General features: G+C 35.7%; 15 protein-coding genes. 13 read left to right on the plus strand and 2 right to left on the minus strand.

Annotated features, from left to right (window positions below):
• Positions 1-318: 318 nt before the first annotated feature.
• Positions 319-1,242 (minus strand): LCP family glycopolymer transferase, encoded by a 924-nt coding sequence (locus GJB59_RS10410; protein ID WP_142827191.1) that lies wholly within the window; start codon positions 1,240-1,242, stop codon positions 319-321.
• Positions 1,243-1,257: 15 nt separating this feature from the next.
• Complete coding sequence (locus tag GJB59_RS10415) at positions 1,258-2,040, minus strand: SGNH/GDSL hydrolase family protein (RefSeq protein WP_142827192.1); 783 nt, start codon at positions 2,038-2,040, stop codon at positions 1,258-1,260.
• 179 nt (positions 2,041-2,219) lie between these two features.
• Here GJB59_RS10415 and GJB59_RS10420 point away from each other — a divergent pair, with 179 nt between their 5' ends.
• From GJB59_RS10420 to GJB59_RS10480, 13 genes are all read left to right on the plus strand, one after another.
• Positions 2,220-2,942, plus strand: a complete 723-nt coding sequence (locus GJB59_RS10420) for a YveK family protein (RefSeq protein WP_142827193.1) — start codon at positions 2,220-2,222, stop codon at positions 2,940-2,942.
• 2 nt (positions 2,943-2,944) lie between these two features.
• On the plus strand, positions 2,945-3,646 hold the full coding sequence (locus tag GJB59_RS10425; RefSeq protein ID WP_142827194.1) for a CpsD/CapB family tyrosine-protein kinase: 702 nt from the start codon (positions 2,945-2,947) through the stop codon (positions 3,644-3,646).
• Between the two features lie 50 nt (positions 3,647-3,696).
• Positions 3,697-4,464, plus strand: coding sequence for a tyrosine-protein phosphatase (locus GJB59_RS10430; protein ID WP_142827195.1), 768 nt, complete (start codon positions 3,697-3,699; stop codon positions 4,462-4,464).
• 126 nt (positions 4,465-4,590) lie between these two features.
• Positions 4,591-6,426, plus strand: a complete 1,836-nt coding sequence (locus GJB59_RS10435; RefSeq protein ID WP_142827196.1) for a polysaccharide biosynthesis protein — start codon at positions 4,591-4,593, stop codon at positions 6,424-6,426.
• 41 nt (positions 6,427-6,467) lie between these two features.
• Entirely contained in the window at positions 6,468-7,070 is a 603-nt protein-coding gene (locus GJB59_RS10440; protein WP_142827197.1) for a sugar transferase, read from the plus strand.
• Positions 7,071-7,088: 18 nt separating this feature from the next.
• Entirely contained in the window at positions 7,089-7,949 is an 861-nt protein-coding gene (locus GJB59_RS10445; RefSeq protein WP_142827198.1) for an NAD-dependent epimerase/dehydratase family protein, read from the plus strand.
• Positions 7,950-7,968: 19 nt separating this feature from the next.
• A complete protein-coding gene (locus GJB59_RS10450; protein ID WP_142827199.1) occupies positions 7,969-9,081 on the plus strand; it encodes a glycosyltransferase family 4 protein in 1,113 nt (370 codons plus the stop codon).
• A 45-nt stretch (positions 9,082-9,126) separates the two neighbouring features.
• Positions 9,127-9,681, plus strand: coding sequence for an acyltransferase (locus tag GJB59_RS10455; RefSeq protein ID WP_142827200.1), 555 nt, complete (start codon positions 9,127-9,129; stop codon positions 9,679-9,681).
• A gap of 27 nt (positions 9,682-9,708) precedes the next feature.
• Positions 9,709-10,887, plus strand: coding sequence for a glycosyltransferase (locus tag GJB59_RS10460; RefSeq protein WP_185960006.1), 1,179 nt, complete (start codon positions 9,709-9,711; stop codon positions 10,885-10,887).
• Between the two features lie 142 nt (positions 10,888-11,029).
• A complete protein-coding gene (locus GJB59_RS10465) occupies positions 11,030-12,217 on the plus strand; it encodes a hypothetical protein (protein ID WP_142827202.1) in 1,188 nt (395 codons plus the stop codon).
• A complete protein-coding gene (locus GJB59_RS10470; RefSeq protein ID WP_142827203.1) occupies positions 12,201-13,481 on the plus strand; it encodes a glycosyltransferase in 1,281 nt (426 codons plus the stop codon). Before GJB59_RS10465 ends, GJB59_RS10470 begins: the two co-directional genes overlap by 17 nt.
• Before the next feature lie 40 nt (positions 13,482-13,521).
• Positions 13,522-14,445: an NAD-dependent epimerase/dehydratase family protein gene (locus GJB59_RS10475; protein WP_142827204.1), complete on the plus strand. Its 924-nt coding sequence runs from the start codon at positions 13,522-13,524 to the stop codon at positions 14,443-14,445.
• Between the two features lie 31 nt (positions 14,446-14,476).
• Positions 14,477-15,328, plus strand: a complete 852-nt coding sequence (locus tag GJB59_RS10480; RefSeq protein ID WP_142827205.1) for a dTDP-4-dehydrorhamnose reductase family protein — start codon at positions 14,477-14,479, stop codon at positions 15,326-15,328.
• The last annotated feature ends 23 nt before the right edge of the window (positions 15,329-15,351 follow it).

The following is a 15,351-nucleotide window of genomic DNA, read 5'->3' on the forward strand; positions in this document are numbered from 1 at the left end:
CAATTCATACCCTCAATGATAGCAATTTCGCTCTCATATCTAAGCGCAGGCGCGTGCACTTTCGCCGCCAAGCGGTTCCAGAACGACTATTCTACTATCCCCAAAAAACTCCTGTTATTTGCTGTGTATTTCAAGTCATTAAGCTGAGGCGCGTAAAAGGAGGGGACGGAGAGATAAGACTGGCAGCGGTTCTCAGCTGACTGGCTTATCGCGGGTGCCCACTCCAAAGCGACCGAAGCAATTCCAGAACTCTCCGACCACTTCAACACACTCCCATTAAAAAAAACGCAATCCATAAAAGGACTGCGCTCACCACTCTTACATATCCAAATGCTCTTTCAACGTCGTCTGGATCTCTGCCAGTTCCGCATCATCCATCATGTAATACCAAATCCCGTTGATCGTTTCGCCAGTCCCATCTTCAACAAGTATCTGGTCGACTGTATCAATAGCATCACGGTAGTTCGACTGGACATCCATCATCTCATCAAACGTCATGTTCGTGCGGACGTTGTTGCCGAGAGCATCAAAAATGCCTCTATAATTCAACAAGCTGTTAACCGATGCGCCTTCTTTCATGATCGCTTGAATCACTTGCTTCTGGCGGTTCTGGCGGCCAAAGTCGCCTTCTGGATCCTGCTTGCGCATTCTCACGTAGCCGAGTGCTTCTTCGCCGTTCAACTCGATGTTCCCGGCCGCAAACTCGTCAAATGCCATCGCATTGTTTACTTCCACGCCGCCGACTGCATCGACGATATCTTGGAAGCCTTCCATGTTCACTTGCATCACATAGTCAATCGGAATATCCAATAAATTTTCAACAGTAGCCATCGACATTTCGATGCCGCCGAATGCATAAGCGTGGTTAATCTTATCCATTGTGCCGCGTCCGACAATCTCGGTATACGTATCACGCGGAATTGAAACCATCTTCGTGGATTGTTCCGCCGGATTGACGGTCAACACAACCACGGTATCGGAACGGCCGCGATCGTCTTCGCGTTCATCAACACCGAGCAACACGACCGAGAAAGGATCTTGTTCGCTCAACACAACTCCTTGATCGGTTGTACGTTTTTCCGATGCTTCGCGTTCAATCGGCTCATGAATTTCTTCCAGTGTATTGGTGAAGCTATTGTAAATAGTAAACAAGTAAATGCCGAGACCGATAACGATCAATCCTAAAATTCCTAAAACCCACGGCCATTTTTTCTTCTTGTTCTTTTTCTCTCTTCTGCTCATTAAACAAATTCCCCTTTAGTCAGCGATAAAATACGCTTCCAGTTCTTGTGCCCATGTCTCTGCGCCTTTGTCATTCGGCAACCCATCTTCTGTTAAATAATCTTGGAGCTGTTCGTCATCTGTATCTGGCCATGCGGACCAGTGGTCAATATAAGGATAACCATTGATCGATGCAAATTCTTCAAGTGCCGTAACTTGTGCTAGATAATAGCCAGCGCCGTAAATCGGCTGCGGTGGATGAAGCACAAGAACAGAATCTGCAACCTCAGCCGTCATATCAGACTCAAAAACACCGATATGTTCACGCTCTTGTTCAATGGTGATGCGGTCATTGTTCATTAACGTCATCGGCTCGAGCAGCACCAAGTCATAGCCCTCAGATAGGTCGACGTTGACCAAAAACTCGGAAGTTCTTACTACTGTAACGATATCAATTTCGATAAAGTTGCCGTACGCTTCTTCTAAAGAAGCTTGCAACTGCTCTGCGTAGCCGGGTTCACCGGATTCCAAAGCTGCAGAACCGGCAATGAGCATTTTCAAGCTTTCGCCGTCGCTTCTGTCAGCAAATAACTGTTGGACTTCGTCATCCATGTTGACGGTCAACTCTTCGATGTTCACAGAATCGACACTATCCGTAGTTTCAGCTTCCTCTTGTGGTTCAGCAGAAGTCTGTACTTCGGCTTCTTCCGGCTGATCCAATACACTTTCCAGTCTGTCCTGCCAGATTAAGTAACTAAATACTAGTGCAATGATACAAATAATAACAGCAATTATCGCTCCAATTTTGTACAATTTCATGGTGTGCCCCTTTCAAAAAAACCCATTCTTACAAATAAAGATAGCATAAATCATTCTAATAGCCTATATAACTTTTTAAAATTGGAAGTTCCTTCGACTCTTACCTATGCTATACTATTTTAAGTTGTTTATGAATCAAAAATGATAAGAATTTGAAAATAAAAGGAGATAATCACCACATGGAAGAAACCATCAGCTTACAAGACCTCTTTAAAACCCTGAAAAAGCGGGCCGGGTTAATTGCACTTATGACGATTTTAGCCATCACCATCGCTGGCGTTGTGTCGTTTTTAGTCCTAACCCCAATGTATGAGACTTCAACTCAAATTCTGGTCAATCAGGAAGAAACGGAAGCATCTCAATTGACCAACCAGAACATCCAAGCTGATCTACAATTGATCAATACATATTCCGTCATCATCAAAAGCCCGGCGATTTTAGACGAAGTATCAAGCCAGCTCGGTCTTGATATGTCCGTCGAACAGCTGAACAGCAAAATCACCGTCGCTACCGCTGAAAATTCTCAAGTGGTAAACGTAAGTGTGCAGGATGAAGATCCCGCAGTCGCAGTAGACATTGCCAACACGACAGCTGAAGTGTTTGAAAGTGAAATTACGGGATTGATGAACGTCGATAACGTTTCAATTTTGTCGCCAGCAGTATTAAAAGAAAACCCATCGCCAGTTGCGCCAAATCCAATGTTGAACATGGCTATCGCAGCTGTGATTGGAATGATGCTCGGAGTGGGTATCGCGTTCTTGCTTGAATACTTGGATACGTCCATCAAGACGCAGCAGGACATCGAAGAAATCCTTGGAGTTCCAATGCTCGGAATCATTTCTCCTATTAAAGAAGAGGCAAAACTGGAAGAAACTACATCATCGAAGAGAAGGGCGGGATAAGAATGGCCAGAAAGAAAAAGGTATTGCAGGAAACTGCGCGTAAACTGATTTCATTTACAACACCACGTTCATTCGTATCGGAACAATTCCGAACCCTGCGCACAAACATTAACTTTTCTTCTCCTGATGCAGAAATTCGCACGCTTGTTATCACGTCAGCGGCACCATCAGAAGGAAAGTCGACAACATCCGCAAACCTGGCAGTTGTTTTTGCCCAGGAAGGCAAGAAAGTTTTGCTGGTGGATGGTGATATGCGTAAACCTACAACGCATTATACATTCCGTATGGGAAACACAGTGGGCTTATCAAGCGTCTTAACGCGCCAAAACTCTATCCAGGAAGTCATCCGTCCAACAGCGGTTGAGCGCCTGGACTTAATGACTTGCGGCCCAATTCCACCGAATCCGGCTGAATTGCTTGCTTCTAAATCAATGACAGCGTTAATCGAACAGTTGAAAGATATGTATGATCTTGTAATTTTCGATGCTCCGCCTGTTCTTTCCGTAACCGATGGACAGATTCTTGCAAACAAATGTGAAGGCACTATCTTAGTGGTTAGCTCAGGCAATACGGAAAAAGAAATGGCATTAAAAGCAAAAGAAGCTATTGAATCTTCCAACAGCCGACTGATTGGCGCGGTGCTGAATAACTATGCCTTGGCAAAAGACAGCTACTACTATCAATATTATGGAAATACAGAGTAAAAAGGATTTTCCTTTTTACTTTTTTTTAAGCACCTGAGGAGGACGACACAATGATCGATACACACGCCCACATACTGCCCGGTCTTGATGATGGGGCTGAAACGATGGAACAGACAAAACGAATGCTGGAAAAAGCAGTCGAAGAACAATTGACAGGCATTATTGCCACGCCTCACGCATTTCATCCAAACTTCAATACAAACCTCGCGGCCTTAAAAAAGCAATTAGAGCTGGTCAACAGTTATATTGCACAAGAACAGCTGCCAATTAAAATATACAGCGGACAGGAATGTCGCCTGAGCGAAAAGTTGCCGGAAAAACTGGAAGCAAAAGAAGCGTTGACGATGGCGGGATCACGTTATGTCCTGCTGGAATTGCCATCCTCTGGAATTCCGGCATATACCGTGCCAATTATTCAGCAATTGATCACCCGCAACTATGTACCGATTATTGCACATGCAGAACGCAACCAGGGTATTATCGAAAAGCCGGAACGTCTCAAGAAGCTATTGCTCCATGGCGCAATGGCACAGGTCACTGCGGGCTCTGTTGCTGGCGGCTTCGGCAAAGCGATCCAACGTACAGCGATGACCTTGATTGACGCTAATCTGATCCATGTATATGGATCAGACGTTCATAGCCTGGATAAGCGTCCATTCTTGTTCAACGAAGGCCTCGACTACCTCGAGAAAAAGAACCAGCACGATATGGTGGACATTTTCCTGGAGAACAACGACCGCATCCTACTGGATGATCATTTACATGTTTTAGAGCCTGAAGACATCCGTAAAGGGAAATGGTGGAATATTTTTGCTTAATAAATAATAAAAAAGTATTATTTTGTTTATAAAATCCTATCATTTCCAATTCATAGTATGTTAGAATGAGAAAAGATTTTTACCCATATATGAATAAAGAACTGGATAACGAAAGGATTGACCCTAATGTCTCTGAAAAATCGTGTTTCTTTATTACTAATTGTCGACTCGCTTATTGTCTTTTTCTCTATTTTCGTCGGCTATTACGTGCTTTACCCTTATAATGACGTGCTGCAAAACAAATTCCTGCTGGCTAGCGCACTAACAATCTTTATTGCGCATCATGCCTTGGCCATGTACTACGGCTTATATCGCAAAGTGTGGGAATATGCCTCAATCGGAGAATTGACATCAATCTTTAAAGCAGTTAGTTGGTCCATCGTGGTAATCGGGATGGTGCAATATGTGTATAGAGGAGATGTCCTGTTCCGAGCGCTGGCCATTACGTGGATGTTGCATCTTATCTTGATTGGTGGCTCGCGCTTGTCTTGGCGCTTGTTCCGGGATAAAAAGATCAGGCACAAGAATTCAGAACTGAAGCGCACTTTAATTATAGGAGCAGGAAAAGCCGGAACCTTAGTGGCTCGTCAATTATTAACGAATCCTGAAAACGGCTTGCTGCCTGTGCTATATGTCGATGACGATAAGAATAAGCAAGGACTCGACATTTACGGTGTTCGTGTGGTGCATGGCAATACGAAAGACATTGCCGATATCGCTATTGAAAATAAAATCGACACGATCATCATCGCCATTCCTTCACTCGGCAAACAGGAAACTGCTGAACTGATCAAGACCTGTATGGACTCCGGTATCCGGACTCAAACCATTCCTCTTATAGAAGATATTATGACCGGTAAAGTGTCGGTGACGGATATACAGGACGTTAAAATTGAAGACCTGTTGGGACGAGACGAAGTTAAGTTGGATATGGATAAGATTGCCGACCAGTTGACCAGTAAAACCATACTTGTAACTGGTGCTGGCGGTTCGATCGGCTCCGAAATTTCACGCCAAATTGCGCGCTTTGGTCCGAAAAAATTATTGCTTTTAGGCCATGGAGAAAATTCCATCTACCTGATTGATATGGAACTACGCCAAACGGTCGCTCCGGACACTGAAATTATTCCTATTATCGCTGATGTACAGGATCGTGAACGTATCCTGGAAATTATGGAAACCTTTAAGCCAGATGTTGTCTACCATGCAGCAGCGCATAAACATGTGCCGCTTATGGAAGGCAATCCAATGGAAGCTGTGAAAAATAATGTATACGGGACGAAGAATGTCGCAGAAGCAGCTCATTTAAGTGGTGTAGGAAACTTCGTAATGATATCGACTGATAAAGCGGTAAACCCACCGAACGTTATGGGGGCGACGAAGCGTTTTGCGGAAATGATCGTTCAAAATTTAGCAAGGCGTAGTAAAACAAAATTTGCGGCAGTACGGTTTGGAAATGTTCTTGGGTCTCGTGGATCTGTTATTCCTCTATTTAAGAAACAAATTGCGGCAGGAGGTCCAGTCACGGTTACAGACCCACGTATGACACGTTATTTCATGACCATACCGGAAGCCTCCCGACTTGTTATCCAAGCTGGAACATTAGCAGAGGGTGGAGAAGTTTTTGTCTTGGACATGGGTGAGCCTGTGAAGATTGTTGATCTAGCTCAGAACTTGATCCGGTTATCCGGCTATTCAGAAGGCGAAATCCGCATCAATTTTTCTGGGATTCGTCCGGGGGAGAAGTTGTTTGAAGAACTATTGAATGACAACGAGATCCAGACTGAGCAGGTATTTCCAAAAATTTATATTGGAAAAGCGAACCCGGTTAGTGAAGGTGAATTGACTTATCTTTTGGATAAGTTTCCTGAAATGCAAAATGATGAAGTTAAGGATGTATTGATAGCATTAGCTAATCGAAAGAATGTAGAAACTCTAAAGACAGAAGTTGGTTCAGCTTAATTAAATTAACGAGAAAATTTGTAAATGGAAAGGAGAATAAAATGTTCTCATTCACGAAAAGAATTTTAGATTTCTCTTTATCCTTACTAATTGTTGTTGGTTTATCTCCTATTCTTGTGTTTCTTTGTATTTTGATAAAGATAGATTCACCAGGGCCTATCCTTTTCAAGCAAAAACGCATTGGTAAAGATAAAAAAAACTTCAATATATTAAAGTTCCGTACAATGAAAATCGATACACCAAACGATATGCCAACCCATTTACTGGATAAACCTGACTTCTATATTACTAAAATAGGTAAGTTTTTACGCAAGACAAGTTTGGATGAATTACCCCAGTTGTTTAATATCCTAAAAGGTGAAATGAGTATAATTGGTCCGCGCCCGGCTCTTTGGAATCAGTATGATTTGATTGCGGAGCGTGATAAGTATCAAGCTAACGATATACTTCCTGGATTGACTGGTCTTGCTCAGATTAGTGGTAGAGACGAATTGGCCATTGAGATTAAGGCGAAAATTGATGGAGAGTATGTCGACAAGATGAGTCCGTTATTGGACTTTAAGATATTTTTTGGGACTGTTTTTAGTGTTTTAAAGAGTGATGGCGTTAAAGAAGGTACAGATTTGACTAATAAAAATCTTTAATATAAAGGTGTATAAAACATGAGTAAAAAAAGAATTTTAATTACAGGACAAAGAAGTTATGTAGGAACTAACTTTATAGATTGGTTAAGTCAGTGGCCAGATAAATATGAAGTAGAAGAGTTATCTGTTCGAGGAAATCAATGGAAAAAGAAAGATTTTTCCTTATATGATTCTGTACTTCATGTTGCTGGAATTGCCCATGTCTCTACAAATCCTAAAATGGAAGAACAATATTACAAAGTGAACCGTGACCTTACGATTGAAGTGGCTGAGCATGCTAAGAGTGAGGGGGTTAAACAATTCATTTTTATGAGTAGTATTATTGTTTACGGGGACAGCAGTAGTGAAAAGAGAATTATTGATCAGAGCACCATACCTAAACCAAGTAATTTCTATGGCAACAGTAAACTCCAGGCCGAAGAAGGAATAAAACTTTTAGAAAGTGAAAATTTTAGAGTTGCAACAATCAGGCCTCCTATGATTTATGGGAAGAATTCTAAAGGTAATTATCCAAAATTGGTTAAGGCTGCTAAGGTGCTTCCTGCATTTCCTGACTTCGATAATGAGCGTAGTATGCTTCACATAGATAATTTAAGTGAATTTTTGAGATTGATGGTCGAAAATGATGAGAGTGGACTTTTTTTCCCACAGAATAAAGAATATGTAACGACTAGTGAAATGGTTCGGGTTATTGCTGAAGCTAGCGGAAAGAAAATTAAGCTTTTAAAAGTGTTTAACCCATTTGTCAGACTTATGATTGCGAAAGTAAATGTTGTAAATAAGGTTTTTGGGAACTTAACATATGATATGAGTGTAAGTGAGTATAAAGAAGATTATCAAATTATGAATTTAGAAGAGTCTGTGAAAAAAAGTATGTAAATAGGTGGCCGATATTATTATGAAAAAAAAGGTTCTATTATTAGGAAATCACGGCTTTGTAATCTACAATTTCCGAAAAGAATTAATTCAAAGATTATTAAAAAATGGTTACGATGTATACATCTCTCTTCCATATGATGAGAAAGTTGATGTAATGATAAGTTGGGGATGTAAGTTTGTTGAAACAAGTGTGGATAGAAGAGGAACAAATCCAAAGACAGATTTGAAGTTAGTTGGTCATTACTTAAAAATATTAAAAGACATAAAACCGGATATAGTACTTACATATACTATAAAACCTAATTTATACGGTGGTATAGCTTGCAGAATGCTTAATACTCCCTGCATTAACAATATCACAGGATTAGGTAGTGGCTTTAGCGGAAAACCCGCCTTGAAATTTCTACTAACTAATTTATATAAAGTGGGATTAAAAAAATCTAAATGTATATTTTTCCAAAACACTGAGGACATGAATACGTTATTAGAAAACAAGATTGTTCGAGGGCCATATGAATTAATTCCAGGTTCAGGAGTAAATTTAAATGAATTTAAGTTTATGAAATTTCCAGCAGAAGATAACTTAAACTTTATTTTTATCGGTAGAATTATGAAGGATAAAGGGATAGATCAGTATCTAGAAGCTGCAAAAGAAGTGAAGATTAAGCATCCTAAAGCTAGTTTTAATATTGTTGGTTTTATCGAAAAATCTCAGTCTCACTACAACGAATTAATTGATGAGTATGTAAGAGAAGGATATATAAATTTTTTAGGTTATCAGTCAGATGTACGACCATTTATACAAGAAGCTAGTTGTTTAATTCAGCCATCTCATGGAGGTGAGGGATTATCTAATGTCTTATTAGAAACTGCGGCTATGGGTAGAACTCTAATTGCATCAAATATACCGGGGTGTAAAGAAACTATTGAGGAGAATATAAACGGATATACCTTTGAAAAGAAAAACACTAAAAATTTAATATCGAAAATAGAGAATTTTATAGATTTATCTTATAAAGAAAAGAAAGAGATGGGCCATAAATCAAGAGAAAAAGTTGAAAAAGAATTTAATAGAGAAATTGTTGTTAATGCATACCTTAAACAAATTGAATCGATACTTAATAAACAGTGAAAAAGTTTTTACGGGTATTAATCGTAATCTTAGGAGGTTTTTTTTATGATAAAATATTTTAAAATTAGTGTTGCCATAATGTATTCAATAATTAGGTTTTCATTAATTAAAATTTTTCATTGGAATACTTTTAATTTCCCGCTAATTAATCTTGTTTCTCCCATGACTGACATAGAAATTGGAGAAAAATCTAAATTAAGTTTTGGGAAATTAGTGAAAATTAAAAGTGGGTGTAAAGTAAGAGTTAGACACCATGCAGAAATAGCGATAGGAAATAATACATTTATGAACCACGATTGTATGATTATTAGTCATGAAAAAATAAATATTGGTAGTGGCGTGCAAATCGGTCCAAATGTTTTAATATATGATCATGATCATGACTTCAGAGTACCTGGTGGAATAAGTTCCCTTAAATACAAGACTAGTTCAGTAAATATTGGCGATAATGTGTGGATTGGAGCTAATACTATAATTTTAAAAGGAACTAAGATAGGGGAAGGCAGCGTTATTGGTGCAGGTAGTGTTATAAAAGGAGAATTTCCAGCTAACAGTTTTATAGTGCAGCAAAGAGAAACTAGAGTTAATCCCATAAATTAACTTAAAGAAATGAGGCAATATAAAAGTATGAAAAAAAAAACAATATTATATATAGGTGGATTTGAATTACCAGACAAAGATGCAGCTGCACACAGAGTCCTCAATAATGCTAAAATATTTCGAGATTTAGGTTATAATGTTGTCTTTATAGACGTAGTAAGGAACTCAAAAAGAGAAAATATTAATCTAGATAGTATGCATAAGAAAAATGTCCAAGGTTTTGATTGTTGGTCAATAAAATTCCCTAGTTCTATAACCGAATGGATCCGATATTTAACAAGTATTAAATTTGTAAAAAAAGTGGCGGAAAATTATGAAGAAGTGAAAGTGATTATTTGTTATAACTATCAAGCTGGTGCTTTTGTTTCAATCAAAAAATATTGTAAAGAAAATAACATTAAATTAGTGGCAGATTGTACGGAATGGTATGAAGACAAACGCCTAATTAAGAAGATTGATACTGATTTAAGAATGAAGTATTTACATAAAAAAATTGATGGTGTGATATGCATAAGTAGCTTCTTAAGCAATTATTACAAAGAACATACTAAAACTTTAATACTACCACCTCTAATAGATTTACAAGAAGAAAAATGGGAGTTAAGAGAATTTTCAAATAAACCATGTAATAAAAGGATTTTTGTTTATTCAGGAAGACCAGGAAAGCATAAGGACAAGTTGAACTATATTATAAATGCTTTAAGTGAACTTAAAGATAATAACTCATATATTTTCAAAGTTATAGGCATTAAAAAGTCAGAATACCTATTGTATTATCCTGAACATACTGCAATTTTGGAGGATTTGAAAAACTTAGTTATATTCTTAGGCAGAGTAAGTCATGCAGAGAGTTTAAGGCATGTAACGAGTGCAGACTACGTAATATTTTTAAGAGAAAATAAACGTGTGAATAACGCGGGGTTCCCCACGAAATTTGTTGAAAGCATAACATGTGGTACGCCTGTTATTACCACAGATACAAGTGACATAACTAAATTTTTAATAGAAAAAGAAAATGGTTTTATCGTAGAAGTTGATAATACACATAAATTAGTAAGAAAAATGAACTACATTTTAGATCTTGAGGAAAGTAAAGTTAAAGAAATGAAAGATAACTGTTTGAAATCAACGGTATTTCATTATAAAAACTATTTAAGCGAAACTCAGAATTTTATGGAAGAGTTAAACTCATTGTCTAATAAATAAAGCTTTATATTTTTATTGATTTATATAAAGTAATATTGAAGAAATAGAATAGATAAAGAAATATCTCATTTTAAACAAGATAGGATAGGGTGTATGTCAACAGTATTAAAGCCTATTAAACAAAAATGTATGGAGAAAAAACATGAAAATAATTAGATCAGTAGTCGAAACTATAATACCTATTTTAGCAATTCTGATGGCATGTTTCTATCCAACATCTTTAGAGGGAAAAATTTTCGAAGCACAAGGTACGATAATATACTATTTAATATCCAGTTTAATAATAATTACTTTATTTGTAAAAACTAAATATGATAAGAAAAATATATATATAGGAACATTTTTTCTGATTTATCTAACTGTAGTAACTTTTATCTCTGTAATTGCAGTTAACACAAATTTTTCAATTGCTAGATTCGCTCCAGTTTTTCTTAGTTTAATTTTATTTATGATTAAAATAAAAACTGTTCCTAATTTTAATGTGTTAAAAGGTGTACTTGAAGTAATTTCTATTGTTATTTTACTTTGGAATATTGGAATACTAATTGGCCAGGAAGCACTTATCAGTTTTACTATTAACTCATATTCTCAGTTTAATGATTTTACAGTTAGTTACGGATTAAGTATTGGTAAAACCATTTTTACATTTGGTGCCCACACCTTTGCATCATTTTTTTATATGCTAATATTCTATATGTGGTATATAACAATTAAAAGAGACAAAAAAAATAGAAAATTTCGATATGTTATATATTTGCTTGGTTTTTTAATTTTTACAGTTTTGTTAAAATCATCTGCAGCCTTGCTATTTTCAATAATGATGATTTTACTGCTATTTGATTTAATTAAGGGTAGTGTTAATAAAATTTTTTTCATATTTGCATCTGTAATTACATCAATTTTTTTATTAAACTCATTTTTAATAGATGTATACAGAGGTATGGTGACAAGTTCTACTAATGGTGTAATTCCAAGGTACTTCTCGGAAAATAATATTTTTTCTGCTAATTTTAGTGTATTAAAAGAAAATATTTTAGGAATAGGATTTACTATCCCAAGGGATTATGCAATTACTTATACTGATTCTGGATATTTAGTATATTTTACAATGGGAAATATAGTATTTGTAATAGTTATCTACTATATGTTATATCGTTTTCTGAAAAACAATATTGAAACAAATTTTAAAGTTATTTTTTTAATTATCCTTCTTTTTGAGCTAGCCATACCTTCATTAATATATATGAAAACCACTTACTTTTTAATATTTCTTGTTTATTATTTAAAAAGTTTAAATGAAAAGGTGAAAAAAAATGAATACGAATATTAACAAAACACATCAAAATTTAAGAGGGATTGACTTTCTTTTTGTAGGGGGAGTAATTCCTAAAGAAATCGAGAAAGAGGTCTTAAAAAAAACCAAAAAAGCAGCACAGTTGGCTGCAAATAATTTTCAATGGAGTTTAATAAAAGGTTTTGATGCTAATTTAGAAAATCCAGTAACAATTATTAATACTATGTTTGTAGGATCGTATCCCAAAAACTATACTGATATCTTGGTTCCAGAGAAGTATTTTTCACATGCAGTAGGTGCAAATGATATTAGCTTAGGATTTTTGAATTTAACAGTTATAAAACAATTTATCAGACCTTTCAAAGAAAAAGAAAATATAAAAAAGTGGTTGAGTAAATCAACAGACTGCCAAAAAATGGTATTTATTTATTCTTTAGAGCCGAGATTTGTTAGGATTGCTAAAATTATTAAAAAAAATAATCCAAATGCTTTGATATGTATATCTGTGAACGATTTGCCTCAGTATGCCATGTTAAGCAATCAAAAAAATAATATAATATTCAGAGCTTGGAAAAAAATAAATCAAATTAGAGTAGATAGAGGGAAAAAATATATTGACAGTTTCATGATCGTTACTGAAGAAATTGCGGCAAAATTAGAAGTTGAAAATAAACCTTATAGAGTTATAGAGGCTTTAGTAGACACAACAAATGATTCTGAGTTTAAAATTAGTAGCGCTAATGGAATAAAAAAAACAATTGTTTATACAGGTGGTTTAACTGCTAAATATGGTTTATTAAATTTAGTTGAAGCCTTTAAAAAAATTGAATCAGATTCCTACCAATTAGTAATTTGTGGAGATGGAGAAACAAAAGACAATATCCTAGCAGCTGCTAAGGAAGATCCGAGAATTAAATACTTGGGAGTGTTATCTCCAGAGAAAATTAAAGAAATTCAATGTAGTGCGTCTGTTTTAGTAAATCCTAGACAAAATACTGAAGAATTTACTAGATATTCATTTCCAATTAAAACTATTGAGTATCTTTTAGCAGGTGTTCCAGTAATTGGTTATAAATTACATGGAGTTCCTGAGGAATATGATAAATATCTTATATATGTGGAAGAAAACTCGATTGATGCTTTAAAAGAAAAAATTGTAGAAGTTTGTAATTTATCCCCTGATCAGAGGGTGCAAATCGGACAATTTAATAGGGCATTCGTATTGAAAAATAAAAACCATATAATACAGACTAAGAAAATTTTAGATATGATGTTATCTAGTAAAAACAGAAAAATATAAAGTGTTTTCTGAAAGGTATTTATTGAAGGGAGAGTTATAAATGAAGGCACTTGTGACAGGTGGAGCAGGTTTTATAGGCTCTAATGTAGTTAAGTTTTTAATTGAAAAGGGCTGGGAGATTAGGGTGATAGATAATCTTTCGACTGGAAGCAAAGATAATTTAAACGGACTTGATATTGATTTTATCAATGGAGATATTTGCAATGAAAAAACAGCTTTAGAGGTTTGTGAAAATATTGATGTTGTTTTTCATTTAGCTGCTTGCGTAGGAAGACAAAAATCGATAGATCATCCCCAACTAGATTCTCAAATTAATTTACTAGGGACGATCAATATTTTAGAGGGAATGAGAAAGAAGGGTGTAAAACGCATTATATATTCTTCGTCTGCTGCAATATTTGGAGAGTTAATAGAAACTTCGATTGACGAAGATCATCCCCAAAATGCTAATTCGCCATATGGAGTTAGTAAACTAGCAGCTGAAAAAATGATTCTTTCATATAGTGAAATCTATGATATAACAGCAATTTGCTTACGATATTTTAATATTTACGGAGAAAATCAAAGATTTGATCTTTATGGAAATGTAATTCCGATTTTTGCGAAACGAATTTTTTCAAAAGAACCTGTTACTATTTACGGTGATGGAGAACAAACAAGAGATTTTGTAAATGTAAAAGATGTTGCCAGAGCTAATTACTTAGCAGCTGTGAGCAACGTTGAAACTCAGGTAATAAACTTGGGTAGCGGAACTAGTATAACTATAAATAAACTATTAGATATTATGAAAGGTATAAGTACTGTCAAAGTTTTAGTAGAAAATCAGCCCATGAGAGCTGGGGATGTAAGAGATTGTAAAGCAAATATTAATAAAGCATATAGTTTACTAAAATTTGATGCTCAGATTGAATTAAATGAAGGTTTGAAAGAATATATGTTTTGGTATAGAGAAAACTGTTTATAACGGTCTTAAAACATTAGCGAGGATGATAAAAATGAAATTCCTTATACTTGGTGCAACGGGGATGGCAGGACATACTATCTCTTTGTATCTTACAGAACAAGGGCACGATGTTACAGGATTTAGTCGACAGAAAGTACAATTTTGTAAGTCGATTATTGGAGATGTAAGAAATTTAAACGAATTAGAAAATATAATAAAAGAAGGGAAATACGATGCTGTTGTTAATTGTATTGGCATACTAAATACTTTTGCAGAAAATAATAAAGAATTAGCAACATTTTTGAATTCATATTTGCCACATTTTCTAGCTTCGGTGACATCGAAAACAGAAACACAAATTATACAAATGAGTACAGATTGCGTGTTTTCAGGCGAAAAAGGAAACTATAAGGAAAGCGATTTTCAAGATGGTAAAACTTTTTATGATAGAACTAAGGCTCTTGGTGAGCTAGAAGATAAAAAAAATATAACTTTTAGAAATTCAATAGTAGGCCCAGATCTTAACCCTAATGGAATAGGTTTATTAAATTGGTTTATGCTTCAAAATGATCCAATTGTCGGTTACGATAGAGTAATGTGGACGGGAATATCTACTCTACAATTGGCTAAGGCAATGGAATATGCAACAAAAGAAAAAGCCAGTGGCTTATATAATATGGTTTATAAAGAGAAAATCAGTAAGCTTGAACTTTTGAAATTGTTTAATCGTTACATGAAAAAAGACTCGATTAATATATCTCCAATTTCAAGTCCTATAGTGGACAAATCTTTGATTCGTACCAATTTCAATCTTGAATATATTATTCCAGATTATGAAACCATGGTAATAGAGATGGCCATGTGGATGAAAATGCATAAAAACTTGTATCCACATTACTTTTAAGAAATTTTTATAAAATATATGGT

It is taken from the genome of Planococcus soli (assembly GCF_016881065.1).
Lineage (GTDB): Bacteria > Bacillota > Bacilli > Bacillales_A > Planococcaceae > Planococcus > Planococcus soli.

Coding starts and splice junctions, on each gene's coding strand:
- GJB59_RS10410 (WP_142827191.1), bottom strand. CDS start 1,242: ATGAGCAGAAGAGAGAAAAAGAACAAGAAGAAAAAATGGCCGTGGGTT.
- GJB59_RS10415 (WP_142827192.1), bottom strand. CDS start 2,040: ATGAAATTGTACAAAATTGGAGCGATAATTGCTGTTATTATTTGTATC.
- GJB59_RS10420 (WP_142827193.1), top strand. CDS start 2,220: ATGGAAGAAACCATCAGCTTACAAGACCTCTTTAAAACCCTGAAAAAG.
- GJB59_RS10425 (WP_142827194.1), top strand. CDS start 2,945: ATGGCCAGAAAGAAAAAGGTATTGCAGGAAACTGCGCGTAAACTGATT.
- GJB59_RS10430 (WP_142827195.1), top strand. CDS start 3,697: ATGATCGATACACACGCCCACATACTGCCCGGTCTTGATGATGGGGCT.
- GJB59_RS10435 (WP_142827196.1), top strand. CDS start 4,591: ATGTCTCTGAAAAATCGTGTTTCTTTATTACTAATTGTCGACTCGCTT.
- GJB59_RS10440 (WP_142827197.1), top strand. CDS start 6,468: ATGTTCTCATTCACGAAAAGAATTTTAGATTTCTCTTTATCCTTACTA.
- GJB59_RS10445 (WP_142827198.1), top strand. CDS start 7,089: ATGAGTAAAAAAAGAATTTTAATTACAGGACAAAGAAGTTATGTAGGA.
- GJB59_RS10450 (WP_142827199.1), top strand. CDS start 7,969: ATGAAAAAAAAGGTTCTATTATTAGGAAATCACGGCTTTGTAATCTAC.
- GJB59_RS10455 (WP_142827200.1), top strand. CDS start 9,127: ATGATAAAATATTTTAAAATTAGTGTTGCCATAATGTATTCAATAATT.
- GJB59_RS10460 (WP_185960006.1), top strand. CDS start 9,709: ATGAAAAAAAAAACAATATTATATATAGGTGGATTTGAATTACCAGAC.
- GJB59_RS10465 (WP_142827202.1), top strand. CDS start 11,030: ATGAAAATAATTAGATCAGTAGTCGAAACTATAATACCTATTTTAGCA.
- GJB59_RS10470 (WP_142827203.1), top strand. CDS start 12,201: ATGAATACGAATATTAACAAAACACATCAAAATTTAAGAGGGATTGAC.
- GJB59_RS10475 (WP_142827204.1), top strand. CDS start 13,522: ATGAAGGCACTTGTGACAGGTGGAGCAGGTTTTATAGGCTCTAATGTA.
- GJB59_RS10480 (WP_142827205.1), top strand. CDS start 14,477: ATGAAATTCCTTATACTTGGTGCAACGGGGATGGCAGGACATACTATC.